Below are 21,610 nucleotides of genomic sequence, written 5' to 3'. Positions count from 1 at the left end.
TAGGAGAAAGACACAGTGAGGTTCCACGGATTCGGCCGGCTGGCCAGAGGGGTGGCCGTCGTCGCGATGGCCGGTCTGGCCCTCACCGCGTGCGGCGGCGGCAGCGGCAGCGGCGACTCCGGCTCGTCGGCCGGCGCGACGCGTACCGTGAAGCACGCCATGGGCGAGACGAAGGTGCCCGAGCACCCCTCGCGCATCGTGGTGCTCGACACCGACAAGCTGGACTCCCTGTACACGCTGGGCATCACTCCGGTCGGCGCAGCCCTGCCGGACGAGCAGTCCGGTATCCCGAAATATCTGGGTCCGTCCTTTGCCACGATCAAGTCGGTCGGAACGCTCCAGGAGCCGGACCTCGAGGCGATCGCCGCGCTGCAGCCCGACCTGATCCTCGGGTCGAAGTTCCGGCAGGAGAAGTTCTACGACGAGCTGTCGAAGATCGCGCCCACGGTGTTCACCGAGAAGGTCGGCATCACGTGGAAGGAGAACTTCCTGCTGGACGCGGAGGCGGTCGGCAAGAAGGCCGAGGGAGAGCAGAAGCTTCAGGCGTACGAGGCGCAGGCCAAGGCGGTGGGGCAGGAGCTCGGCGACCCGGCCAAGCTGAAGATCAGCCTGATCCGCTTCAGGCCCGCCGAGATCCGTGAGTACGGGCCCGACTCGTTCGCCGGGATCGTGCTGAACGACATCGGCGTCGGCCGTCCGCAGCAGCAGCTCCTGGAGGGCAAGGCCGACCGGCGGTTCGCCCCGATCAGCCCGGAGCAGATCGACCAGGTCGACGGCGACATGATCTTCGTGAGCGCGTTCGGGCCGGACGCCGCCAAGCAGCAGGCCGAGGTGACCGCCGGGCCGTTGTGGAACAAGCTCGGCGCGGTGAAGGCCGGGCACGTGCAGGTCGTGGACGACGAGATCTGGATGACCGGAATCGGCGTCACCGCCGCGGGAAAGGTCGTCGAGGACGTCAAGAAGTACCTGATGCCGCTGATCCAGAAGTGATCGCGCGGGCAGCCGCCCGCGGAATCCATGGACGACCCCGAATGGGCCGGCCGCCGGTGAACCCGGCCGCCCATCTCGGGGTCGTTCGTTATTACCGCCTTTTTGCGATTAATAGCCCTTTTGTCAATTTTCGTCCCGTACGTTGTGGCGCGGGGGAGAGCCGAGGAACGAAGAGCGGATAGCCGTCACATGCGAGACACCACCTCAGAGCCGCCGGCCCGGCCGGATTCGCCGGCGAGCGGGATCCTGGCCGAAGCGCCCGGCGACGACTGCCGCACCGCGTTCCAGCGGCTACGGGTCACCGTGCTGAGCAGGCCGACCACCGTCGCGCCGGTGCAGCGCTACGGGGGGATCGGGCCGCTCACCTTCGGTGACGCCGTCCACGGGGTGGATCTGCGGGTGGAGGGCAGCGAGCTTCGCGCGGGCTACCATGTGCTCCTCCCGATCGCCGGCCACGTCGAGTCCCGGCACCGCGGCGTGGACGTGGTGGCGACGCGGGACACGGCGGTGGTTTACCGGCCCGAGGGGGAGACCACCCTGACGCGGTGGGCCGGCGACTGCCGGCTGGTCTGCGTGGGGTTCGGGCGAGCCGCGCTGGAACGTTCACTGGAGGCCCTGCTGGGGCACCGGGCGACCTCGCAGATCGCCTTCGCGCCGAGCCTGGACATGACGACCGGCCGTGCCCGCAGCTGGGCGCGCATGCTCCTGATGCTCAACCACCAGCTCGGTGACGCCGACAGCGTCGTCCTGCAGCCGCTGGTCGCGCCGCCGCTCGTGGACGGCTTCATCCGCGGCTTCCTGCTGGCCGCGGATCATCCGTACCGCGAACGGCTCGACGCCCCGGCCGAGGCGGGCCGCCCGGCCGTGATCCGGACCGCGATCGACATCATGGAGGCCGAGCCGCAGACCCCGCTGACGATCTCCATGCTCGCCGCGCGATGCCATGTCAGCGCACGGACGTTGCAGGAGGGCTTCCAGCGCCATGTCGGGGTGCCGCCCATGACCTACCTCCGCAACGTCCGGCTCCGCCGTGCGCACGACGACCTGTGCGCCGCGGACCCGTCCGTGCAGACGGTGGCGTCGATCGCCCGTTCCTGGGGGTTCGCCCACCTGGGCCGGTTCGCCGCCCTGCACCAAGCGGAGTACGGCGTCTCGCCGGCCTGGGTCCTGCGCTCGTCCCGCTGATCGGCCGGCGCCGGCTCGGGCCCGGCAGCGCCCGTGCCCCGGCCGCCGGTGCCCGGTCAGGCCGGCAGGGGGAGCGCCCTGGCGTCGGAGCCCACCGCGCAGGCGCCGGCCAGCTCGTCCAGGGACATTTCCAGCGCGGCGGCCAGGGCCGCGACGGTGAAGAACGCCGGCGTCGGCGCACGCCCCGTCTCGATCTTGCGCAGCGTCTCCGCGGAGATTCCGGCCGCCGCCGCGACCTCCACCATGCTGCGCTCGCCCCGCGCCTGGCGCAGCAGCGCGCCGAACCGCTCTCCGCGCTGCCGCTCCCAGGGGGTCAAAGGAGTTCTCACCATGCCCGTGATACTAATACCGGCATCAGAACCGTGATACTAATACCGGTATAAGAATTGGTCACCGGGATGGGAGCAGTACGAGATGGTCGAGATCAAGTCCGCGGAGGCGCTGGAGGCGATGCGGGAGGCCGGGAGAGTCGTCGCGAACGCGCTCGCCGCCGTCCGTGAAGCGGCGGACGTGGGAGTCTCCCTGACGGAGTTGGACGAAGCGGCCCGTGCCGTGCTCAGTAAGGCCGGGGCCGGCTCGCCCTTCCTGGGCTACCGGCCCGCCTTCGCCTTCACTCCCTTCCCCGCGGTGATCTGCACGTCGGTCAACGACGCGATCGTGCACGGCATCCCCACCGGATACCGCCTCCGTGACGGCGACCTGGTCAGCATCGACTGCGGCGCGGAACTCGACGGCTGGACCGGCGACGCCGCCGACAGCTTCATCGTCGGTACTCCCCGGCCGGGCGACCAGGCCCTGATCGACGCCACCCGGGCGGCTCTCGACGCCGGGATCGCCGCGGCGACGCCGGGCAACCGCATCGGCGACATCGGCCACGCAATCGGGGCCGCGGCGCGGGAGGCCGGTTGCGGCATGCCGAGGGACTTCGGCGGCCACGGCATCGGCCGCCGCATGCACGAGGATCCCCACGTGTCCAACAGGGGGCGGCCGGGCCGCGGCTTTCCCCTGCGTCCCGGCCTGACGCTCGCCATCGAGCCGATGTTCATGGCGGGCGGTCGGGACGACTACCGCACCGCTCCGGACGGGTGGAGCCTGCACACCGCCGACGGCAGTCGGGCCGCGCACATCGAGCACACCGTCGCCGTCACCGCGGAGGGCCCCTGGGTCCTCACCCTGCCCTGAGCAGGCCCGCGCCGCCGGTCCGGTTCCGGGTCTGCGGCCTCCGGTCAGCGGAAACGTCGCCCGCCGATCACCAGGAGGACCTCCCGGAGGGCGTCGGCGGCCTGCCGTACGGCGTCTTCCGGGACGTCGCGCAGGACCTCGGCGTGCGCCCGGACCGAGGCGTCCAACGCGGCCTCCGTGACCCGCAGGCCCTCCTCGGTCAGCCGGACCCAGCGGCTGCGCGCGTCCTCCGCGTCCGCCTCGCGCTCGATGTGCCCCGCCGCCGCCAATCGCTGCAGGACGTTGCTCGTTCCCCCTGAGGTGAGGAAGAGCGACCTGGTCAGCTCACTGGGCTTGAGCCGGTACGGCTCGCCCGCGCGGCGCAACGCGGCAAGCACGTCGAACTCGGCGTAGGTCAGGCCGAGCTCGGCGATCGAGGTCCTGGTCGCCTGCTCCAGCAACCCCCCGACGCGCGAGACCCGCTTGCTGAGCTCGAGCCAGGCCACGACGTGCGGCTCCATGCTCGTCTCCCACGCCGGAACAAGCGCGTCGACCTCGTCATGTACCCCTTCGTGCACGGGTCGAGGGTACCTCTCTCATCACATTGCTTTTAAGAAAGCTTTTCTTTAAGCTTTTGGCGTGCCTAAGAGACTGCTCATCCAGGGCGGCGTCGCCGTCGACACCGATCCCGTCACCGCTGCCCCCGCCGACGTGCTGGTCGAGGACGACCGGATCGCGGCCGTACGGCCGGGCCTGACCGCACCCGAGGGAACCGAGGTGATCGACGCACGCGGCATGCTCGTGCTGCCGGGCTTCGTCGACACCCATCGGCACACCTGGCAGGCGGCCATCCGGGCGATCGGTCCCGACATCGGCTTCCCCGGTTATCTCGAGCGCGTGCTCGGGCGACTGGCCCCCGCCTACCGGCCGGAGGACGTCTACGCCGGCAACCTGGCGGGAGCGCTGGAGTGCCTCGACGCGGGCATCACGACGCTCGTCGACTGGTCGCACATCCAGTTCACGCCCGATCACACGACGGCTGCCGTCGAGGCGCTGCGGCGTTCGGGGGTCAGGGCCGTCTTCGGGTACTGCCACCCCCAGGGCGGCGATCCCGAATCACTGGCCGCGCAGGGACGCCGCGTGCACGACGAGCACTTCGGCACGGCAGGCGGCACGGTGACGATGGCGATCGCCCCACTCGGCCCGGAGATCGTCAGCGAGGAGGAGGCGCTGCACGAGTGGCGCCTGGCCCGCGACCTCGACCTGCCGGTGACCGTCCACATGGGCTACGACACCGAGAAGGCCGACCGCGGGCTCGAGTTCCTCGAGCGCAACGGCCTGCTCATCTCGAGGACGAGCTACGTCCACGGCAACCACTACTCCGACGAGGCGCTCAAGCGGATCGCCGCCAGTGGCGGCGCCGTCTCCGTCTCACCCGTCGTCGAGGTGGAACTGGGGCTCGGCTATCCGATCACCGGGCGTGCGACGGCGGCGGGCGCTCCCGTGGGGCTCGGGGCGGACACCGTGGTCAGCGGGCCCGGCGACATGTTCAGCCTGATGCGGGCGGCGTACTCCCTGGAGAGGGCGCGGCCGAACACCGGTTTCACCACCCGTGACGCCCTGCGGGCGGCCACCCTCGACGGGGCGCGAACCGCCGGGCTCGGTGACGTCGTCGGATCCCTCGGCGTGGGCAAGCAGGCCGACCTGGTGCTGCTCAGGACCGACCTGCTCGGAGTCGCTCCGGCTCACGACGCGGTGGGCGCGGTGGTGCTCTCCGCGGACACCCGGTCGGTCGACACCGTCGTCGTCGGCGGCCGGATCGTCAAGCGGGACGGCCGGTTGCTCGACCATGTCGTCGAGGACGTGCTGGCTCCCCTCGCCGAGTCCGCCGCCCGCCTCGCCGCGGTCTAGCCGTTCTGTGGCCGAGCCCTCCCGCGGCAGGGTGGCCGTGACCCCGGACGGAACGGCCAGGAGGTGTCAGGCGACATCCGCGCCGACCCGGCCCGCCAGCGTCCGCAGCCGCTCCTCCGTCACCGATCCCCTCGGAGCGGTGTACGTGCACAGTCGCTGGCCGGGGTCGGTGGAAAGCGGGAACGACTCGAAGGTCAACAGGAGGTCGCCCACTTCGGGGTTGCGGATGGTCTTCGTGCCGACGTTCGGATCCAGCACGGTCTGCTCGTCCCAGAGACGCCGGAACTCCTCGCTGGCCTCCCGCAGGTCGCAGATGATCCGCTGCACGCGGACCTGACCGGTGTGCTGCCCGGCGTCCGAGCGGAGCGTCGCCACGATCACCGCCGCCGTGTTCCGCCACTCCGGATACAACGTCCTGGCCTCGGGGTGGAGGAAGATCAGCCGGGCGGTGTTGCGCTCGGCCTCGGCAAGCGCGTCCAGGTCGAACGACAGCCGGCCGGCCAGCCGGTTCCAGGCCAGGATGTCCATGCCCGGGCCGTGCACGATCGCGGGGACGGCGTCGTCCATCGCGTCCATCAATTCCCGGATCTGCGGCCGCACCTCCGGCCGGGGACCCGTGCCCGCGTCGCACACGCCCGCGTCGGCTCGCCGCGGCGCCGTGATGTTGCGCAGGTACGTGTGCTCGGCCGGGCTGAGGCGCAACGCCCGCGCGACGGCGTCGAGCACCGAGTCGGAGACGGCGGGCGCCCGTCCCTGCTCGATGCGCGTGTAGTAGTCGACGCTGATCCCGGCCAGCTGGGCGACCTCCTCGCGGCGCAGTCCACGGACCCGCCGGCGGGTGATCCCGTCGGGGAGCCCCATGTCGGCGGCGGCGAGCGCCGCCCTGCGTGCCTTCAGAAAGGGAGTGATCTCGTCAGCGGCATGCCCCATGCCTGCCATACAAGCACATCGCATTCACCATGCCGCTGACCTGCGATCCCGTGGCTCCCGCGAGGCACCGGCCAGGTCGTGCCGCGCGTTGTGCGAACCCGTGCCCTAACTCGGCGAATCAGCGATTTTGAGCTTGGCCCCCGTGTCGGAGATGAAGATGACCAGCAGTTTCGCCGGTCTTGTCCGGCTGATGTTCTCTGTGAGCACATGGTGGGCGCCCGGCTGCTCGACCCAGTTCTCGCCTTGGTGATACGTGCGCACCGGCTCGCCCTTGAGCTGACTGCGCACAGTGCCCTCAAGCACGTAGGCGTAGACGAAAGCATTGCCGTGCCGATGCGGGACGGCGCGTGCGGCGGGCGGAAAGTCCACGATCGCCGAGGTGAACGTCTTGCCCTTGACGTTCGGAAGCGCCTGCTCCAACTGGGTCGTGAGCGTCTCGGACGGAGGCTGGGTGACCACGGCGGCGACCGGCTCCTTGCCGGCGACCGGCACCTTTCCGGTCGCATGGTCGTCCGTGACACCGCATGCCGGGACCGCGGTCACCATGCCGGCAGCCAGAAGACCGCTGACCAACCGTATTCGGATCATGACGACTCTCCCATCCTGCTTGGACTTCCGGGGCGGACGGGTGTTGCGATGCGTCCTGAATTCCCGCCCAAGCCGTGCAGTTCCTGCTCGCCGCCCCACCGGACACGGCCGGACGCGGCTCACCTCGGCGTGCGTCTCGAGTCGAGGCTGGGTGGAGTTGTCCGAGTACCATGCCCAGACATTTCGAATACGTGCCAGGAGCGAGTCCAAGCCTTGGTGATGGTGTGCTCACACGCAGGTCGACCCGCCCGAGGACCGAACCGCGGCGCGGCCGCCTTAGCGCGCGGCCCTGCGCCTGGCTGAGGCGGTCACGCGGGTGTCGGATGGTCATGTGAGCGATGCGGACTACGCGGCGGCCGCCGCGGTGCTCTCCGAGGATCAGGTCTCGGCGGTCGCCTGGCTTTCGACGGTCATGAACGCCTTCAACCGCGTGGCGATCACGAGCCGATACCCCGTCTCCGGCAGCTGAGCCGGCGCAGGGATCCGCAGGATCGGGTCGGTTCCGGCTCTCCCGCGCGGGAGGGGGCGGCAACCCACGCCGTCGGCCGTACGAAACCGGCTATTCGTCGTCCGCGACCCGGATGATCGTCTTGCCTGGCCGGGTGAACGCGGCGGGCGCCTCGGCAAGCGGCCGTACGGCCCCGACGATCGGGCGGAGCCGTCCGTCCCGGAGCCGCCAAGCCAGATCCGCGAGCCGGGAGCGATCGGGTTCGACGACGAAGAAGATCGCCTGCCCGTCTCGGGGCCGGACCGTCGGCGGCGAGACGATCGTGACGAGCGTGCCGCCGGGGCGCACCAGTGCGGCCGAGCGGTCCAGGATGTCGCCGCCGATCACGTCGAACACCACATCGACCTGGCCGGCGTCTTCCAGGGAATCGGCCTGCAGGTCCAGGAACGCGTCCACGCCGAGCCCGAGTGCCGCGTCCCTGGCGGCGGCCCGACCGGAGCCGATCACCCGGGCTCCTGCCTCGCGCGCGAGCTGAACCGCGATGGCGCCCACACTGCCCGCGGCGCCATGGACCAGGACGGTCTGGCCGGCAGCGAGACGGCCGTGGTCGAACAGGCCCTGCCACGCGGTCAGCCCCGGGATCGGCAGGGCGGCGGCCGCGATGTGGTCCACACCGGCCGGCAGCGGCGCCAGGTTGCGGGCCTCCACCGCCGCATACTCGGCGAGCGAGCCGTTGCGGGCCCAGTCGGCCAGCCCGAACACCCGCTGGCCGACGGTCAGGCCGGTGGTCCCGTACCCCAGTTCGGCGACGACACCCGACAGCTCATGCCCGAGCACGCTCGGCGTCCGATCGCGACCCGCGCGATCGCACCAGGTGCCCGGCCAGTCGAGCTCGCCGCGGGTGAACGCCGCGGCATGCACCCGCACGATGACGTCGTTCTCGGCGGCGTGGGGGTAGGGCTCTTCCGTCAGGGAGATCCCGGCAACACCGGCCGCGCGGTCTCGGACGGTGACGGCTCGCATGACAGGCCTCGCCAACTGCGGAGATATCGAGCAGGACGAACGTACCCCGCCTGTCTTCTCGCAATCGATCTTCATCGGGTGCGTGTCGGGCGCTGAGTAGTTCTGGCAGACCCAGGTTGGGCCGGGCCTGGTGCGCGATCGGCCCGTGGCGAAGGGTGAGTCCCGAATCCCTGAAACCATCTGCTGGAGGCAGAACCCATGAAGCGCAGGATTCTCGGGGGAACCGGCATCTCGGTGAGCGAGTTCGCGCTCGGCACGATGATGTTCGGCCGCCTGGGCAACAAGGACCACGAAGAGAGCGTGCGGATCATCCATCGTGCTCTCGACGCCGGGATCAACTTCGTCGACACCGCGGACGTCTACTCGGCGGGGGAGTCGGAGGAGATCGTCGGCAAGGCGCTCAAGGGCCGTCGTGACGAGGTCGTCCTCGCGACCAAGGCGGGTCTCCCGTTCGGCGAGGAGGCCAACCACGGGGGCGGCTCCAGGCGGTGGCTCGTCCGCCAGGTGGACAACAGCCTGCGGCGCCTGGGCACCGACCACATCGATCTCTACCAGATCCACCGGCCCGACCCGCGCACGGACGTCGACGAGACCCTCTCCGCCCTGACCGACCTGGTCCGGGCGGGCAAGGTCCTGGCCGTGGGCAGCTCCACCTTCCCCGCCCAAGAGATCGTCGAGGCGCAGTGGATGTCCGAGCGGCGCGGCCACGTGCGGTTCCGCACCGAGCAGCCGCCGTACTCGATCCTGGCGCGCGGCGTGGAGGCGGCGGTGCTGCCCGCGGCCCAGAGGTACGGCATGGGCGTGCTGACCTGGGGCCCTCTGTCGGCCGGCTGGTTGTCGGGGAGGTACACGCAGGCGGCGGACATCGACCTGACGAGCACGGGACGCGCGGGCGTGGAGCGGCACAAGTTCGACCCGTCGCTGCCGGAGAACGCGCGCAAACTGCAGGCCGTCGGTGATCTGGCGAAGCTCGCGGAGGAGGCGGGCCTGCCGTTGCCCCACCTCGCCCTCGGATTCGTCCTGGCCCATCCGGCCGTCACGTCGGTGATCCTCGGGCCGCGCACCATGGAGCACCTGGACGGCCTGCTGACCGGGGCGGGCACGGTGCTGAGCGAGGACGTCCTCGACCGCATCGACGAGATCGTGCCGCCCGGCACGGATCTGAACCCGGCGGACAACTACTACGTGCCTCCGGCGCTCGCGGACAAGGCGCTGCGCAGGCGGTGACCACGCCCGGGGCGGGGCGCCAGGCGCCGGCGATCACTTCGCGGAGGTGGTCGCCGGAACGGCGCCTCGCCCGGGACGGGGGTCCAGGGCGTCCCCGGTGCCGGGGGAGGGGAGCGGACCCGGCAAAGTGCCCGCAAAACCTGCCCGCCGGGGTGGGTTTAACACGCCCTCTTTGAATCGTTTTGACCTGGGTTTTTCTAGTCTTCTGGCATGAGAAGCCCCTTGGGGGAGTTTCTCCGCGCCCGCCGGCAAGCCGTCACCGTCGACGACGTCGGCCTGCCGGACAGCGGACGGCGGAGGACGCCCGGGTTGCGGCGTGACGAGGTGGCACAACTCGCCGGGGTCAGCGCCGACTACTACGTGAGGCTGGAGCAGGGCAGGGAACTCCACCCGTCCGATCAGGTGCTCGCAGCCCTCGCCCGGGCGCTCCGGCTCAATGTCGAGGCCGCCGAGCATCTCCACGCTCTGGCGAACCCCAGGCCGTCCGCGCGCAGGCCGGGGTCGTCGCGTCAGGTCGATCCCAACGTGGTGCGGCTCATCGACGGCTGGCACCGCGCGCCCGCGCTCGTGACGAACGACCGCCTCGACGTGCTCGCGCGCAACGCGCTGGGCGGCGCCCTCTACGAAGGGCTGGACCACGCCGACAACCTGTTGCGGCTGACGTTCCTCAACCCGGATTCGCGCAGGTTCTACCCGGACTGGGAACGGGAGGCCTCCTCCAAGGTGGCCAACCTGCGGGCGATGGCCGGACCGAGGCCCGATCCCAGCCTGCTCACGCTGGTGGAGGAACTGTCACGGGAGAGCGAGGACTTCCGCCGGATCTGGGCCCGTCATGACGTCCGCGCCAGAACCCAGGAGTTCCGGCGGCTCGTCCACCGGGAGGTCGGTGAGCTGAACCTCTGGCACGCGACGTTCTCCATCGACGGCTCTCCCGGCCAGCGGATCTTCGTCGCCCAGGCCGATCCGGGCAGCCGGTCCGAAGACGCCCTGCAGAGGCTGAGCGTGACCCACGCCGTCGGCAGGTGACTTCGCGCCCGGGGGTGTCGGTCCGGGCGTCAGGGGTAGCCCGGACTGAGACAGCCAATTCAGCGAGGTGAGGAACATGCCACGTGGTTCCAGCCCCAAGCGGGAACGGCAGTACGAGCACATCAAGGACAGCGTCAAGAAGCGCGGCAAGAGCGAGAAGGTGGCCGAGGAGATCGCCGCCCGGACCGTGAACAAGGAACGGGCCCGCGCGGGCGAGTCCCGCACCGCGAGCCGCACCTCCGTCGACGACATCTCCTCCTCCCGCCGCGGAGGGCTGCGCTCGCACTCCGGGGCCGGCGGCCGTACCAAGGAGCAGCTCTACGCGGAGGCCAGGCGCCGCAACATCAAGGGGCGCTCGGCCATGAGCAAGGCGCAGCTGGAGAAGGCGCTCCGCTGACAGGCGGCGCCGGGCGACGCCGCCCCTAGGCAGGTGATCGTGTGCGTACCTTTCCTTCGGGCCCTTCAGGCCCTTCAGGCGCGCCGGACGGCGCCGCGGGCCCTCGGAAACGTGAGAAGGCGCCGCCTTCGCGGTCGATCTGGTCCGGCGTCCTCGTGGGGGTCGGCGTCGCGGCGTTCGTGGACGAGACCGTGTTCCACCAACTGCTGCACTGGCATCACTTCTACGACAGATCGACCCTCGCCGCCGGACTGGTCTCCGACGGGTTGTTCCACGCCTTCGGATGGTTCGCGGTCGTCATGGGTCTGATCATGTTCGCGGATCTGCGACGCCGGGATGCCCTTTCAGGCCGGTCCTTCGCGGGCGGCGCTCTCGTCGGCGCGGGCGCCTTCCAGCTGTACGACGGCACCGTCCAGCACAAGCTTCTGGGCCTGCACCAGATCCGGTACCACGTGAACCTCGTTCCCTACGACTGGACCTGGAACGTGATCGCGGTGATCCTCCTGGTCGCCGGCGTGCTGTTGTTGCGGGCCGCCGCCCACGGCGGCGGAGGATGATCGGCGATGCACGGGCACCACGCGCCTGACGGCGTGGTCGCGGCCATGCCGGCGTGGCTCGCCGCCACCGCCGCCTTGTGTGCGGTCGCCCTGTACATCCGCGCCGCGACCGGGCTGCGGGGACGCGGGCACGCCTGGCCGGCCGTACGGGACCGGTGTTTCGCCCTCGGCGGCGTCTGTCTGGTGGCGGCGGCCCTGTCGCCGATGCCGGGCGGGGAGTTCACGGAGCACATGGCCAGGCACCTGCTCGCCGGAATGGCCGCCCCGTTGCTGCTGGTCCTCGGCCGGCCCGTCACCCTAGCCCTGCGCGTCCTGAGGCCCGGCGCACGTCGGGGCCTCCTCGCGGTCGTCCGTTCCCGCCCCGCGACGTGGCTGATCTTTCCGCCTCTGGCCGCGGTGCTGGACGTGGGAGGCCTGTGGCTGCTCTATCGCACTCCTCTGTTCGCGGCCACGTACCACCACACGTGGCTGCACGTCGCGGTGCACGTGCACGTGGTCACCGCGGGCCTGTTGTTCAGCGCGGCGATCTGCCAGGTGGAGCCGTTGCGTCATCACCACGGCCTGGGGCTGCGCGCGGCGACCCTGGTCGCCGCCTCCGCCGCGCACGCGGTCCTCGCCAAATCCCTGTACGCCGCGCCTCCGCCGGGCACCGCCTTCCCGGCGGCCGACGTCCGGACGGGCGCCGAGCTGATGTACTACGGCGGGGACCTCGTCGAGGTCGGGCTCGCCGTCGTCGTCGCGGTGCAGTGGTACCTCGCCGGTGGCCGGGCGCTGGAACGGGCTCGCCGCCGAGGTCTCGGAGCCGGGCCGGCGGGTGCGGCTCGTACCGGATGGGCGATGCCGGACGGAGGTCCTCAGCCTGTGGCGGGCGCCGGGGCCGTGTTCCCATGCAAGCCGGCGATGTTCGCGGATCAGGGTCCGAGCGGCGGACTGGTCAGCGAAGGCGACCCTCCGCGTGGAGACGGTCGAAGATGATCTGGTCGACGGGTGACACGCGGTCGCGGTCGGCGTAGGTCAGCCAGACGACCTCTTCGATCTCGCTGCTGGGCGTCGGCGTGCCCAGGTGGTCGGCGGTGTAGCAGGTCATCCGTACGGTGACGCCGCCCCCGTGGCCGTGCGCCTGGGCCTCGAAGGTGCCGAGGAGCGCGGCGGTCGAGGGGACGACGGTGACCGCCAGCTCCTCGTCGATCTCACGGGCGAGAGTGTCGAGGTCGCTCTCGCCGGGCTCGCGCTTCCCGCCGGGGAAGTAGAAGACGTCCTTGCCCCGCGACCGGGTGCTGAGGACCCTGCCATCCTCCAGATGGATCCATGCGATCTTGTCGATGGTCGTGCTCATTGTCGTACTCCTGGTGCGGGGGCGGGTCGCGGCTGGACGCCTGAGGAGTCTCTCATCGGCGAAGGTGACTCCTGCGCCCGGCTCGGCTCCCGAGCGCGACGTCTCCCTCTCCGTTTCTCATGGAATCCCGTACAACTTCCGTGAGAAACGGAGGAGGAGGCCTGCACCGGTCGTCGGCGCCGACCTCCGGCTGCGGCCCGATTCCCAACCCCGACCCCTGCCCGATTCCCGACCCCCGACCCGGCCCGGCTCACGACCCCCGACCCCGGCCTGGCCGCCGCTGCCGCCTGCCCCGACACCCGGCCTGACTCGGCGAAATCTGGAACCCAATGTTTGGCCGCTATTCACCTCGTTTCACTGAGTGAATCTTTCGGAGTGGATCTACCCTGACATCGCCTCGCAGCCCCCAGTACGAAGGACAGTCATGGTCGTATCCGCCAGAAAGACGCGTGCCCGCAAGGCGCTCGTCTCGGTCGCCTCAGCCGTCGGGATCGTCGCCGCGATCGGACTGTGGACCGGCACCCAGGCGAGCTCCGCCGCCACAGTGCCGTCGCCCAGCCACATCGTCGTGGTCGTCATGGAGAACCACGCCTACTCGCAGGTCATCGGCAGCTCCAGCGCCCCCTACATCAACTCGCTGGCGAAGGGCGGTGCGAACCTCACCAACATGTACGCCGAGACGCACCCGAGCCAGCCCAACTACTACGCCATGTTCTCCGGCTCGACGCAGGGCATCACCGGCGACGGCTGTGTCACGATCGGCTTCAGCTCCGCCGCCAACCTGGCCTCGGAGACGATCGCGGCGGGCAAGACCTGGGCCAGCTACAACGAGGGCCTGCCCAGCCAGGGCTCCACCGTCTGCACCAACAGCTCCGGCAAGTACGCGCAGAAGCACAACCCGTGGTTCGGCTTCAAGAACGTCCCGACCTCCTCGGCGTACACCTTCGCGCAGTTCCCGACGGACTTCACGAAGCTGCCGAAGATCTCGTACGTGACGCCGAACCTGTGCAGCGACATGCACGACTGCTCGGTCTCGACCGGCGACACGTGGGTGAAGAACAAGCTCGGCGCGTACGCGACCTGGGCGAAGTCGAACAACAGCCTGCTCGTCGTCACCTTCGACGAGGACAACAGCCTGAGCGGCAACAAGATCGCGACGGTCGTGTACGGCCAGCCGGTCACGGCGGGCAGCACCTCCGCCACGAAGTACAACCACTACAACCTGCTCCGCACCCTTGAGGACATGGTCGGCACGAGCACGCACGCGGGCAACGCCGCGTCCGCCTCGGACATCACCGGAATCTGGAGCTGAGCTTGTACCTGGCTGATCGCGGCCCGACCGCCGCCACCGCGCCCGCAGACGCGGACCAAGGTCGGACTGATCGGGCCGCTCAGCCGGGCCGGGCCCTGCGGGCGATCCCGGCCACGGTTCTCGCGCTGGGAACGGTCAGTCTCATCACGGACGTCTCCTCGGAGATGGTCACCGCCGTGCTGCCGCTCTACGTGGTGGCCGGTCTCGGCCTCAGCCCTCTCGGGTTCGGCGTGCTCGACGGCGTGTACAACGGTGTCAGCGGACTGGTCCGCCTGTTCGGCGGTCACCTCGCCGATCGGGGGCGCCGCCACAAGGCGGTCGCCGTCATCGGCTACGGCCTGTCCGCCCTCTGCAAGCCGCTCCTCCTGATCGTGCACACCCTGCCGTTGATCAGCGGGGTGCTGGCCCTCGACCGGACCGGCAAGGGGATACGCACCGCTCCGCGCGACGCGATGATCTCGCTGGCCTCGACGCCGGAGAACAGGGGACGCGCCTTCGGCGTCCACCGCGCCATGGACACGGGCGGGGCCCTTCTCGGACCGATCGTCGCGTTCCTCGTCCTGGGCGCCGCCACGGACGGATACGACGCGGTCTTCACGGTGAGCTTCTGCATCGCGGCGCTGGGCGTCCTGGTCCTCGTGCTCTTCGTCCCCGGAGGCCGTGCCCCCGCGGCCGGCTCCATGGGCACCGCCAGCGTGGCGGACGCCGGGGGCGCCCGGGGAAGCGACGGCGCCGCGGCCGGCACGAGTGCGCCGGGCGGCGACGAGGTATCAGGCGGCGCCGCGGCCGGTTCGCCGGCGGTCACGTTGCGTTCGGCGGTGGCGTTGCTGCGCATCCCCGACGTGCGCCGCCTGACCGTCACCGCGACGCTGCTCGGCCTCACCACGGTGAGCGACGCGTTCGTCTACCTGATGCTGCAGCACCGGCTCGGGATCTCCGAGCGCCTGTTCCCGTTGCTGCCGCTCGGCACCGCCTTCTTCTTCCTCGTGCTCGCCATGCCGCTGGGCGTGCTCGCCGACCGGGTCGGCCGCAGGCGCGTGTTCCTCGGAGGTCATGTCGCGTTGCTCCTCGCGTACGGACTGCTGCTGATGCCCCTGCACGGCGACGTCCTGCCGTTCGTCGTGCTCGCCCTGCACGGGACCTTCTACGCCGCCACCGACGGCGTGCTCCCCGCGGCGGCCGCGGGTGCCGTACCGGCCGAGTTGCGGGCGAGCGGGCTCGCGCTGATCGGGACGGGACAGGCGCTGGCCCGGTTCTGCTGCTCGATCGCCTTCGGGGCGATGTGGACCGTCATCGGCGACCAGGCCGTGCTCGGCATCGCCATGGCCGGTCTCGCCCTGTGCGCCGGGTGGGCGGCGTACGCGCTGCGCGGACCGGAGACGGCATGACGGCCCGGGCGCGTCTGATCATCCTGGTGGTCGCGGTGGCCCTGCTGGGGACGGTGGCGTTCGCGTCGGTGATGCGCGCGTCGCAGCGGGCGGGGGAGCGTGACACGGCGCAGCCGGGCGGCCCGCCCGTGTCGGCAGGCTCCGTGAGCCTCGCGGGCTCGGGACGGATGGTCTTCCGCAACATGGCCTGGGGGCCGTACCGGGACGACCTGGTCTCCGTGCCGGTGGGCGACCCGGGCGGGGCGCGCGTCGCCGCGCCGGTCCGCTGCCTGCGCTTCTACGCCGCGGCCGGGACCGGGGTGTGCCTGCGCAAGGAGGACGGCGCGCTCCAGGAGACCTATTTCGCGTCGATCCTCGACTCCGGGTTGCGGACGCTGCGCGAGTTCCCCGTCGGGGGCATCCCGACCAGGACGCGGGTCTCGCCGTCCGGGCACATGGCCGCGTGGACGGTGTTCGTGGGCGGCGACTCCTACGCGGGAAGCAACTTCTCCACCCGCACCTCGATCGTCGACACCCGGACGTGGGAGCTGACGTCGAGCCTGGAGGCCTACACGATCATCAAGGACGGCAGGCCGTATCACGCCGCCGACGTGAACTTCTGGGGTGTCACCTTCTCCGACGACGGGCATTTCTACGCGACGCTCGCCACGAAGGGCCAGACGTACCTGGTCCGCGGCGACATCGCCGCACGGACGGTGACCACGATGCGCACCAACGTCGAGTGCCCGTCGTTGTCGCCGGACGGCACCCGCCTGGTCTTCAAGAAACGCGTCCCCGGCGCCGACCCGGACGAGCCGTGGCGGCTGTACGCGCTGGACCTGAAGACGATGGAGGAGACGCCGCTGGCCGAGTCGCGCAGCGTCGACGACCAGGTCGTCTGGTCGGACGAGCACACCGTGATGTACGGCCTGGCCGGCGACTACGGCGACGACCTGTGGTCCGTCCCCGCCGACGGGCCCGGCGCGGCCCGGCGGGTGGCCCTCGCCGCGCTCAACCCCGCCTTCATCGGCTGACGACCGCGGCGGCATGCACTGTCGGGATGTCGCAGACGGCCATATGAATCTACGTTGTAAAGGCCGCAATCAACGCACGTCACGATGGACGGCGACGAGGACCAGGAGGGGGAGGGGAAGAGCGGCGAGCCACCAGGCGTGGGTCACGTCCCAGTGCTTGTCACCGAGGGCGGGCCAGACGCCGGCGCCGGTGATCAGAGTCGCCGCGTAGGCGGCGAGTTGTGCCACGGCGCCGCCGAGGGCGGCCTGCCTGCCTGGATGCCGGCGCACGGCCGTCGCCGCCCCCGCCGAACCGACCAGCATGCAGACGGCCGCTTCGACGGCGAGCCCAGGCAGTGTGACGGCCACGCCGGGAACGATCCTCGCCGCCACGATGGCGTATGTCGCGGCCCAGACCAGTCCCGCGGCCGACAGCGCGATCACGGTCCTGGCCCACTGGCGGACCCAGCGCGGCACGGGGACCGCACCGGTGCTCGCGGACATGGCGTCGACCAGCGCGAACCCGGCGGCGGCACCGAGCAGCAGCGCCGCCGTCCTCAGCAGGGCGAGCGCCGGCACGGGGCCCAGCGGCTCACCGGGCGGCACCAGCGCCGCGACGGACACGATGAGCGAAGCCGCGATCGCCAGAGGAGACCAGTCGACCGCCCGCGCCAGCGGCCGCATCAGTGCCCACGCCACGCGGAGGTGTACTCGACCGGCCGCCGGATCCCGGAACGCCGCATGCTCGTGCCGCAGGCCGTTCGACGAGGTCACGCGCACTCGGCCTCTCTTCGCGGTCCGGAGATCTGCTGTCCGAGGCCGAGCAACGGCAGGGCCTGCTCGACGGTCGTCCCGGGTGCGGTGAGCACATCCCAGTTCTCCGTGATGAGGCCGGCGGCGTCGTCTCGCTCGAGGAGACGCCGCGCGTAGCCGACCTCTGCCGAGCCGTACCGCAACCCGCCGAGCTGGCCGGGTACGGACAGGCCGCCGGCGTTGTCGCCCATCGGGACCTCGATCAGCCCATTGGTGAGCCCGTTTCCCGGGCCCCTCTGCCACAACGCGGGATCGGGGGCGTCGAGCAGCGGACCCGCCCGGCCGGTGAGCCAGAGCGCGACGACGGTGCGGGCGAGGCCCCGGCCGTCGCATCCTTCGCCGAGCCCGGCGAGCCGGGCCGCCACCTGCCCGACGAGGAGCGCGCGATGCTGAGCGGGATCCGTCGACCAGGTCGTCCAGGTGGCCGGTTTCCCGTCGCCCGCGCCCGAGGGGAGATAGGAGTTGAACGACCGCTGCCGGATGGGCGGGAGCCGGTCGAGGGCTCGTGCAGGTACGGCGGTGACCAGCGGTCTGATCGCCTCCGACCATACGGGGATCCACGGTGTGTAGTCCGGATAGGCGCAGAAGGTGACCCCTGCGGAGTCCTCGCACACCTGCCGTGGCGGGTGCGGCGGGGAGGCCGTGCCGCGCCACGGGATGACCGGCGCGCCCGCGGTCGTGACGGACCCGGCGGCCGCGGTGACGGCCGTGGCGACGACGGCGACGGCGACGCGGGTGAAACGCGGCCCGTGCCTGAGGAGCGCGGCTGCACCGAGCAGGACGGCCGCCGCGACGAGGTAGAGCAGGTGCGGAGCGGAGGGCCTGGGCCCCCAGTCGGGGCTGTGACCGGGGATCACCGGCAGGAGCCACCCGCCGTACTCCGCCCACGGGTTGCCGACCATGTCGAACGCCACGGCGACGATCAGGACGGGCGGCAGGATCAACGACGGCGTCCAGCGCGCGAGCGCCGCTCCGGCGGAGGCTGCGAGTGCCACCAGGCCGACGCCGCCGAGTGCCTCATACGGGTCGAACCGTCCGGCGGCGGTGTCCGACGACGAGACGACCAGCAGATGAGCGGAGATCATCACCGCTGCCGCCAGTCCGCCGGCGAAGGGGGCCGCCAGCACGATCGCCCGCGTGCGCGGCGCCGCCCGGGTGGGCAGCGCGGCGAGCGTCTCGGGAAGGTCGTGCCGCCGGTCCCTGCCGGTCGCCAGGTTCGCGATGACCAGGACGGCGGCGCCGATGAGCGTCGACGCGGTGACCGTGTCGATCGTCACCATGGTCATGTCGGGCAGCCACGGTCCGTCCCAGGCGAAGGACAGCGCCAGGGCCGCCAGCGTCGCGCCCCAGAGGATCGGATGGCGCAGCAGCCGCCGTGCCTCGAAGCGCACCAGCGACAGGTTCACGCCGCGACCTCCGCCGCCTCGCCGAGCAGCAGGAGATAGCCGTCCTCGACCCCGGGCTCGGCCGGGACGGCGTCCTGGGGCCGGGCGCCCAGCGTGCGGTACCGGCCGTCGGCGGCACGCCAGAACAACTGCGAGTCCGCGGGCGGCCGATGCGACAACCAGACCTGCCCGGCGGCGGTCGCCGCCAGGTCGCGCGGAGTCCCGTCGAACACGTTCCTGCCGTCCTTCATGACGATCACCCGCTCGCACAGCGCGGCGACGTCCTCGGTCTGGTGGGTGGAGAGCAGGACCGTACGGCTCTCGCCGAGGCGGGACACCAGCGCCCGGAACCGCATCCGCTGCTCGGGGTCCAGGCCCACCGTCGGCTCGTCGAGGACGAGGAGGTCGGGATCGCCGAGCAGCGCCTGGGCGAGCGCGAGCCGCTGCCGCATGCCGCCCGACAACTTGCGGACCTTCGTCCTGGACTGTTCGGTGAGGCCGGTCTCCGCGAGGACCCTGCGGACCTCGCGGTGGCGCTTGCGCCGATCGGCGTGCTCCTTCAGGATCGCGACGTACTCCACCAGTTCGAAGGCGGTGAAGTGCGGATAGTGGCCGGGGCTCTGGGGGAGATAGCCGAGCCGGCGCCGGATCTCGGTGCGCTGGACGCGGTCGGACGGATCGAGCCCGAGTGCTCGGACCTCACCGGCGTCCGGAGCCAGAGTGGTCGCGAGGGTCCGCAGAAGGGTGGTCTTGCCCGCGCCGTTCGGGCCCAGCAGGCCGGTGACCCCGCGGCCGAGTTCCAGGGCCAGGCCGTCGAGGACGGTCTTGCGGCCGAACCTCTTGGTCAGGCCGCGAACGGTCACAGTCGGTTCCATCGGGACTCTCCAGGGTCGAGGTGGGCCCGCCGCCGATAGGCGAACACGGCCAGGATCGGCGCCGCCGTGCCGTACAGGGCCTGGGCGGCAGGGGAGAAGAAGACGAACACGTGCCCGGCGAGGCCGCCTTCGAGGGCCAGGGCGGCCAGCCAGGCGGTGACGAGCCCGCCGGCCGCGAGCCGCGGCGAGACGCGGGTCGACAGCGCGAGGGTGCCCGCGGTCAGCGCGAGTGCGGGCAGCAGCCACGCCGCCGCGAGCCGGCCCGGGCCGGGGAGGAACGGCGCGGCGATGGAGGTCAGGACGACGGCGGGCACCAGCACGGCGAGCGCGCGCAGAAGCAACAGCCGCGGGCCCGCCATCGGGGTGGCCGCCTGCAGTTCGTGCACGGGGTCGACGTGCGGGCCGTACGCCAGCGCGATGCCGGCGAGGGGGAGCACGGGCGCGATCGTGAGGAAGGGAACCACAGCGTGCACGGCCCAGAACGGGTCCTGCCCGGCGAGGTGCGCCGCCGTCACGGCGAAGGTCAGGACCGCTCCCACGGCCGCCAGCCATCCCCGGGCCGGTGTGGGAGTCGCCGCGAGGAACGTCGCGAGGTGGTCGGGCACGCCGGCCCGGTGGAGGAGTCGCGCGGCGGGACGGGGCGAGGGGCGGTCGACGAGATCCTCGATCCGCTCCCAGCTGGTCGCCAGCCACTCCTCGTCGTACGGCACGGCCTCCCGGCAGGCCGCGCATCGGGAGAGATGGGTCTCGACGGACATGACCTGGACCGGTTCCAGGCGGCCCGTCGCGTAGCGCTGGATCAGCTCACCGGGCAGATGCCACTGCGACTTCATGTGAGATGCCCCCTGAGCCGGGCCTTGGCCCGCATGACTCGGGTCTTGACGGTGCCCTCGGGAATACCGAGGAGGTGGGCGGCCTCACGTGTCGTGAGGCCGTCGAGCACGGTGGCCTCGATGGCGGCGCGCAGATCCGGCGAGAGCGCGGCGAGGGCGGCGCCCAGGTCCCCGTGCTCGACGCCGACCAGGACCGCGTCCTCGGCCGACTCGGTGATCAGGCGCGCACTGCTCCCGGCGGGACCGGTCGCATGGGGCCCGTCGGGAAGCACGTCGTCGAGAGCGGCCGTCGGCGGAGGACTCCCGCGACCGCGCAGCGCCGAGATCAGCCTGCGGACGGCGATCGTCCAGATCCACGCCGCGGCCTCACCGCGCGCGGCGCGGTACCGGTGCGCGTCCCGCCAGATGGCGACGAACGTGTCCTGGATGGCGTCGTCGACCAGGTCCGCGTCGGCGCATCGGCGGGACAGCCGTGCGCGCAGCCAGGGAGCGTGCCGCTGGTGCAGGAGTCTCAGGGCCTCGACCCGCCTGGCGGCGACGGCCGTCAGGAGGTCGGCGTCGTCGCTGTGCGCGCCGATGGGGGGTGGTTCCCGGCGTCCCGCGTGAAACAGATGCACATCTACGTCTATCGCGCGATCCGGTGCAGACGGTTCATCCGGATGCGGAGGCCGAGGTCAGTCGTCCTTGATCGTGCCCTCGGGGCGATCGCCGGAGCACCGCACCTCGATCTCGGACTTGCGGCCGTGCCCCTCCTCGCTTTCGAACTTCACCCGCGCCCGGTCCCTCGGGCCTCGGTCGGCGTCGTCGATCTCGTACCCGGGGGCCGGCGTCAGCGACTCCAGTGTGACCAGGCCGCCGGAGCACCGGGCGACGACGACCCCTCCGGGCAGCGTCATGACGCGAGGCGTTCCCGCCATCCTTGGAGGCTCGGACGACCGCGGCTGAGCGGGAGCGGTCGGGGAGGGCGACAGCACGGTCGACGGACTCGTGGCCGCGGCGTCGGAGGCATCGAGCGCCCGCTGGACCTCGTCGGCCGACAGCGGACGGCTCCCGAGCTCGGTGATCGTCTCTCCGAGGAGGGTCGTCAGGGTGAGGCCCGCGCCGGTGGCGATGAGCCCGACCGTCAGCCACCCGGTGACCACGAGGAGCAGGCGCCGGTTCATGGGCCGATCCTTCCTGCCGGAGCGATAAGACGGGGTTAAGGGGGTGATAAGGCCCCTATGTCATCGGCCG

The 21,610-nt window shown here is 71.4% G+C and carries 25 protein-coding genes; 13 read left to right on the top strand and 12 right to left on the bottom strand.

Annotated elements, in window-relative coordinates:
• The first annotated feature begins 15 nt into the window (after window positions 1–15).
• A complete protein-coding gene (locus Pph01_RS06680; protein ID WP_239116484.1) occupies window positions 16–990 on the top strand; it encodes an ABC transporter substrate-binding protein in 975 nt (324 codons plus the stop codon).
• Window positions 991–1,179: 189 nt separating this feature from the next.
• Complete coding sequence (locus Pph01_RS06675; RefSeq protein WP_204072069.1) at window positions 1,180–2,175, top strand: AraC family transcriptional regulator; 996 nt, start codon at window positions 1,180–1,182, stop codon at window positions 2,173–2,175.
• A gap of 56 nt (window positions 2,176–2,231) precedes the next feature.
• On the opposite strand, the gene Pph01_RS06670 is transcribed toward Pph01_RS06675, so the two are convergent.
• Window positions 2,232–2,507: a helix-turn-helix domain-containing protein gene (locus tag Pph01_RS06670; protein ID WP_204072068.1), complete on the bottom strand. Its 276-nt coding sequence runs from the start codon at window positions 2,505–2,507 to the stop codon at window positions 2,232–2,234.
• 82 nt (window positions 2,508–2,589) lie between these two features.
• Here Pph01_RS06670 and map point away from each other — a divergent pair, with 82 nt between their 5' ends.
• On the top strand, window positions 2,590–3,357 hold the full coding sequence (map, locus tag Pph01_RS06665) for a type I methionyl aminopeptidase (protein WP_204072067.1): 768 nt from the start codon (window positions 2,590–2,592) through the stop codon (window positions 3,355–3,357).
• A 44-nt stretch (window positions 3,358–3,401) separates the two neighbouring features.
• Here map and Pph01_RS06660 read toward each other — a convergent pair whose 3' ends face one another.
• Complete coding sequence (locus Pph01_RS06660) at window positions 3,402–3,914, bottom strand: MarR family winged helix-turn-helix transcriptional regulator (RefSeq protein ID WP_204072066.1); 513 nt, start codon at window positions 3,912–3,914, stop codon at window positions 3,402–3,404.
• Window positions 3,915–3,975: 61 nt separating this feature from the next.
• Between Pph01_RS06660 and Pph01_RS06655 the strand changes: the two genes are divergently transcribed.
• Window positions 3,976–5,247, top strand: a complete 1,272-nt coding sequence (locus Pph01_RS06655; RefSeq protein ID WP_204072065.1) for an amidohydrolase family protein — start codon at window positions 3,976–3,978, stop codon at window positions 5,245–5,247.
• A 66-nt stretch (window positions 5,248–5,313) separates the two neighbouring features.
• On the opposite strand, the gene Pph01_RS06650 is transcribed toward Pph01_RS06655, so the two are convergent.
• Window positions 5,314–6,177, bottom strand: a complete 864-nt coding sequence (locus Pph01_RS06650) for a helix-turn-helix transcriptional regulator (RefSeq protein ID WP_204072064.1) — start codon at window positions 6,175–6,177, stop codon at window positions 5,314–5,316.
• Between the two features lie 105 nt (window positions 6,178–6,282).
• Window positions 6,283–6,765 (bottom strand): cupin domain-containing protein, encoded by a 483-nt coding sequence (locus Pph01_RS06645; RefSeq protein ID WP_204072063.1) that lies wholly within the window; start codon window positions 6,763–6,765, stop codon window positions 6,283–6,285.
• 331 nt (window positions 6,766–7,096) lie between these two features.
• Here Pph01_RS06645 and Pph01_RS06640 point away from each other — a divergent pair, with 331 nt between their 5' ends.
• A complete protein-coding gene (locus Pph01_RS06640) occupies window positions 7,097–7,234 on the top strand; it encodes a hypothetical protein (protein WP_204072062.1) in 138 nt (45 codons plus the stop codon).
• A gap of 90 nt (window positions 7,235–7,324) precedes the next feature.
• Here Pph01_RS06640 and Pph01_RS06635 read toward each other — a convergent pair whose 3' ends face one another.
• Window positions 7,325–8,236 carry an NADP-dependent oxidoreductase gene (locus tag Pph01_RS06635; RefSeq protein WP_204072061.1) on the bottom strand — a complete coding sequence of 304 codons (912 nt, stop codon included), beginning with the start codon at window positions 8,234–8,236 and terminating at the stop codon, window positions 7,325–7,327.
• 198 nt (window positions 8,237–8,434) lie between these two features.
• Here Pph01_RS06635 and Pph01_RS06630 point away from each other — a divergent pair, with 198 nt between their 5' ends.
• From Pph01_RS06630 to Pph01_RS06610, 5 genes are all read left to right on the top strand, one after another.
• Window positions 8,435–9,463 carry an aldo/keto reductase gene (locus Pph01_RS06630; protein WP_204072060.1) on the top strand — a complete coding sequence of 343 codons (1,029 nt, stop codon included), beginning with the start codon at window positions 8,435–8,437 and terminating at the stop codon, window positions 9,461–9,463.
• A gap of 210 nt (window positions 9,464–9,673) precedes the next feature.
• Window positions 9,674–10,489 (top strand): helix-turn-helix transcriptional regulator, encoded by an 816-nt coding sequence (locus Pph01_RS06625; RefSeq protein WP_204072059.1) that lies wholly within the window; start codon window positions 9,674–9,676, stop codon window positions 10,487–10,489.
• A 76-nt stretch (window positions 10,490–10,565) separates the two neighbouring features.
• On the top strand, window positions 10,566–10,886 hold the full coding sequence (locus tag Pph01_RS06620) for a plasmid stabilization protein (RefSeq protein WP_204072058.1): 321 nt from the start codon (window positions 10,566–10,568) through the stop codon (window positions 10,884–10,886).
• 41 nt (window positions 10,887–10,927) lie between these two features.
• Window positions 10,928–11,443: a DUF2243 domain-containing protein gene (locus Pph01_RS06615; protein WP_204072057.1), complete on the top strand. Its 516-nt coding sequence runs from the start codon at window positions 10,928–10,930 to the stop codon at window positions 11,441–11,443.
• Between the two features lie 6 nt (window positions 11,444–11,449).
• A complete protein-coding gene (locus tag Pph01_RS06610) occupies window positions 11,450–12,418 on the top strand; it encodes a cytochrome c oxidase assembly protein (protein ID WP_204072056.1) in 969 nt (322 codons plus the stop codon).
• On the opposite strand, the gene Pph01_RS06605 is transcribed toward Pph01_RS06610, so the two are convergent.
• Window positions 12,378–12,779: an NUDIX hydrolase gene (locus tag Pph01_RS06605; protein WP_204072055.1), complete on the bottom strand. Its 402-nt coding sequence runs from the start codon at window positions 12,777–12,779 to the stop codon at window positions 12,378–12,380. The two genes, Pph01_RS06610 and Pph01_RS06605, sit on opposite strands and share 41 nt — an antisense overlap.
• Before the next feature lie 424 nt (window positions 12,780–13,203).
• Between Pph01_RS06605 and Pph01_RS06600 the strand changes: the two genes are divergently transcribed.
• From Pph01_RS06600 to Pph01_RS06590, 3 genes are read left to right on the top strand one after another with little or no spacing between them, the layout of a single operon-like run.
• Entirely contained in the window at window positions 13,204–14,091 is an 888-nt protein-coding gene (locus Pph01_RS06600; protein WP_204072054.1) for an alkaline phosphatase family protein, read from the top strand.
• Between the two features lie 2 nt (window positions 14,092–14,093).
• On the top strand, window positions 14,094–15,479 hold the full coding sequence (locus Pph01_RS06595; protein ID WP_239116483.1) for an MFS transporter: 1,386 nt from the start codon (window positions 14,094–14,096) through the stop codon (window positions 15,477–15,479).
• The gene (locus tag Pph01_RS06590; RefSeq protein ID WP_204072053.1) at window positions 15,476–16,492 is read left to right on the top strand and encodes a TolB family protein; all 1,017 of its coding nucleotides are present in this window, start codon (window positions 15,476–15,478) and stop codon (window positions 16,490–16,492) included. The genes Pph01_RS06595 and Pph01_RS06590 overlap by 4 nt, the downstream gene beginning before the upstream one ends.
• Window positions 16,493–16,561: 69 nt before the next feature.
• Here the strand turns inward: Pph01_RS06590 and Pph01_RS06585 are convergent, their stop codons facing one another.
• From Pph01_RS06585 to Pph01_RS06560, 6 genes are read right to left on the bottom strand one after another with little or no spacing between them, the layout of a single operon-like run.
• The gene (locus tag Pph01_RS06585; protein ID WP_204072052.1) at window positions 16,562–17,251 is read right to left on the bottom strand and encodes a hypothetical protein; all 690 of its coding nucleotides are present in this window, start codon (window positions 17,249–17,251) and stop codon (window positions 16,562–16,564) included.
• Window positions 17,242–18,690: a hypothetical protein gene (locus Pph01_RS06580; protein ID WP_204072051.1), complete on the bottom strand. Its 1,449-nt coding sequence runs from the start codon at window positions 18,688–18,690 to the stop codon at window positions 17,242–17,244. The genes Pph01_RS06585 and Pph01_RS06580 overlap by 10 nt, the downstream gene beginning before the upstream one ends.
• Complete coding sequence (locus Pph01_RS06575) at window positions 18,687–19,544, bottom strand: ATP-binding cassette domain-containing protein (RefSeq protein ID WP_204072050.1); 858 nt, start codon at window positions 19,542–19,544, stop codon at window positions 18,687–18,689. Before Pph01_RS06575 ends, Pph01_RS06580 begins: the two co-directional genes overlap by 4 nt.
• Window positions 19,529–20,377: a cupin domain-containing protein gene (locus tag Pph01_RS06570; protein ID WP_204072049.1), complete on the bottom strand. Its 849-nt coding sequence runs from the start codon at window positions 20,375–20,377 to the stop codon at window positions 19,529–19,531. The genes Pph01_RS06575 and Pph01_RS06570 overlap by 16 nt, the downstream gene beginning before the upstream one ends.
• Complete coding sequence (locus Pph01_RS06565; protein WP_239116482.1) at window positions 20,374–20,994, bottom strand: RNA polymerase sigma factor; 621 nt, start codon at window positions 20,992–20,994, stop codon at window positions 20,374–20,376. The genes Pph01_RS06570 and Pph01_RS06565 overlap by 4 nt, the downstream gene beginning before the upstream one ends.
• 57 nt (window positions 20,995–21,051) lie before the next feature.
• A complete protein-coding gene (locus tag Pph01_RS06560; RefSeq protein WP_204072048.1) occupies window positions 21,052–21,540 on the bottom strand; it encodes a hypothetical protein in 489 nt (162 codons plus the stop codon).
• Window positions 21,541–21,610: the final 70 nt, after the last annotated feature.

This window comes from Planotetraspora phitsanulokensis (assembly GCF_016863295.1).
GTDB lineage: Bacteria > Actinomycetota > Actinomycetes > Streptosporangiales > Streptosporangiaceae > Planotetraspora > Planotetraspora phitsanulokensis.
The sequence above is the reverse complement of the archived record's forward strand: the minus strand, read 5'-3'. Positions and strand labels throughout refer to the sequence as shown.

What these genes read in the sequence shown, in the direction of transcription:
- Pph01_RS06570 (WP_204072049.1), bottom strand. Translation starts at nt 20,377, where the DNA reads ATGAAGTCGCAGTGGCATCTGCCCGGTGAGCTGATCCAGCGCTACGCG.
- Pph01_RS06600 (WP_204072054.1), top strand. Translation starts at nt 13,204, where the DNA reads ATGGTCGTATCCGCCAGAAAGACGCGTGCCCGCAAGGCGCTCGTCTCG.
- Pph01_RS06605 (WP_204072055.1), bottom strand. Translation starts at nt 12,779, where the DNA reads ATGAGCACGACCATCGACAAGATCGCATGGATCCATCTGGAGGATGGC.
- Pph01_RS06575 (WP_204072050.1), bottom strand. Translation starts at nt 19,544, where the DNA reads ATGGAACCGACTGTGACCGTTCGCGGCCTGACCAAGAGGTTCGGCCGC.
- Pph01_RS06625 (WP_204072059.1), top strand. Translation starts at nt 9,674, where the DNA reads ATGAGAAGCCCCTTGGGGGAGTTTCTCCGCGCCCGCCGGCAAGCCGTC.
- map (WP_204072067.1), top strand. Translation starts at nt 2,590, where the DNA reads ATGGTCGAGATCAAGTCCGCGGAGGCGCTGGAGGCGATGCGGGAGGCC.
- Pph01_RS06645 (WP_204072063.1), bottom strand. Translation starts at nt 6,765, where the DNA reads ATGATCCGAATACGGTTGGTCAGCGGTCTTCTGGCTGCCGGCATGGTG.
- Pph01_RS06620 (WP_204072058.1), top strand. Translation starts at nt 10,566, where the DNA reads ATGCCACGTGGTTCCAGCCCCAAGCGGGAACGGCAGTACGAGCACATC.
- Pph01_RS06630 (WP_204072060.1), top strand. Translation starts at nt 8,435, where the DNA reads ATGAAGCGCAGGATTCTCGGGGGAACCGGCATCTCGGTGAGCGAGTTC.
- Pph01_RS06590 (WP_204072053.1), top strand. Translation starts at nt 15,476, where the DNA reads ATGACGGCCCGGGCGCGTCTGATCATCCTGGTGGTCGCGGTGGCCCTG.
- Pph01_RS06675 (WP_204072069.1), top strand. Translation starts at nt 1,180, where the DNA reads ATGCGAGACACCACCTCAGAGCCGCCGGCCCGGCCGGATTCGCCGGCG.
- Pph01_RS06635 (WP_204072061.1), bottom strand. Translation starts at nt 8,236, where the DNA reads ATGCGAGCCGTCACCGTCCGAGACCGCGCGGCCGGTGTTGCCGGGATC.
- Pph01_RS06560 (WP_204072048.1), bottom strand. Translation starts at nt 21,540, where the DNA reads ATGAACCGGCGCCTGCTCCTCGTGGTCACCGGGTGGCTGACGGTCGGG.
- Pph01_RS06610 (WP_204072056.1), top strand. Translation starts at nt 11,450, where the DNA reads ATGCACGGGCACCACGCGCCTGACGGCGTGGTCGCGGCCATGCCGGCG.
- Pph01_RS06650 (WP_204072064.1), bottom strand. Translation starts at nt 6,177, where the DNA reads ATGGGGCATGCCGCTGACGAGATCACTCCCTTTCTGAAGGCACGCAGG.
- Pph01_RS06670 (WP_204072068.1), bottom strand. Translation starts at nt 2,507, where the DNA reads ATGGTGAGAACTCCTTTGACCCCCTGGGAGCGGCAGCGCGGAGAGCGG.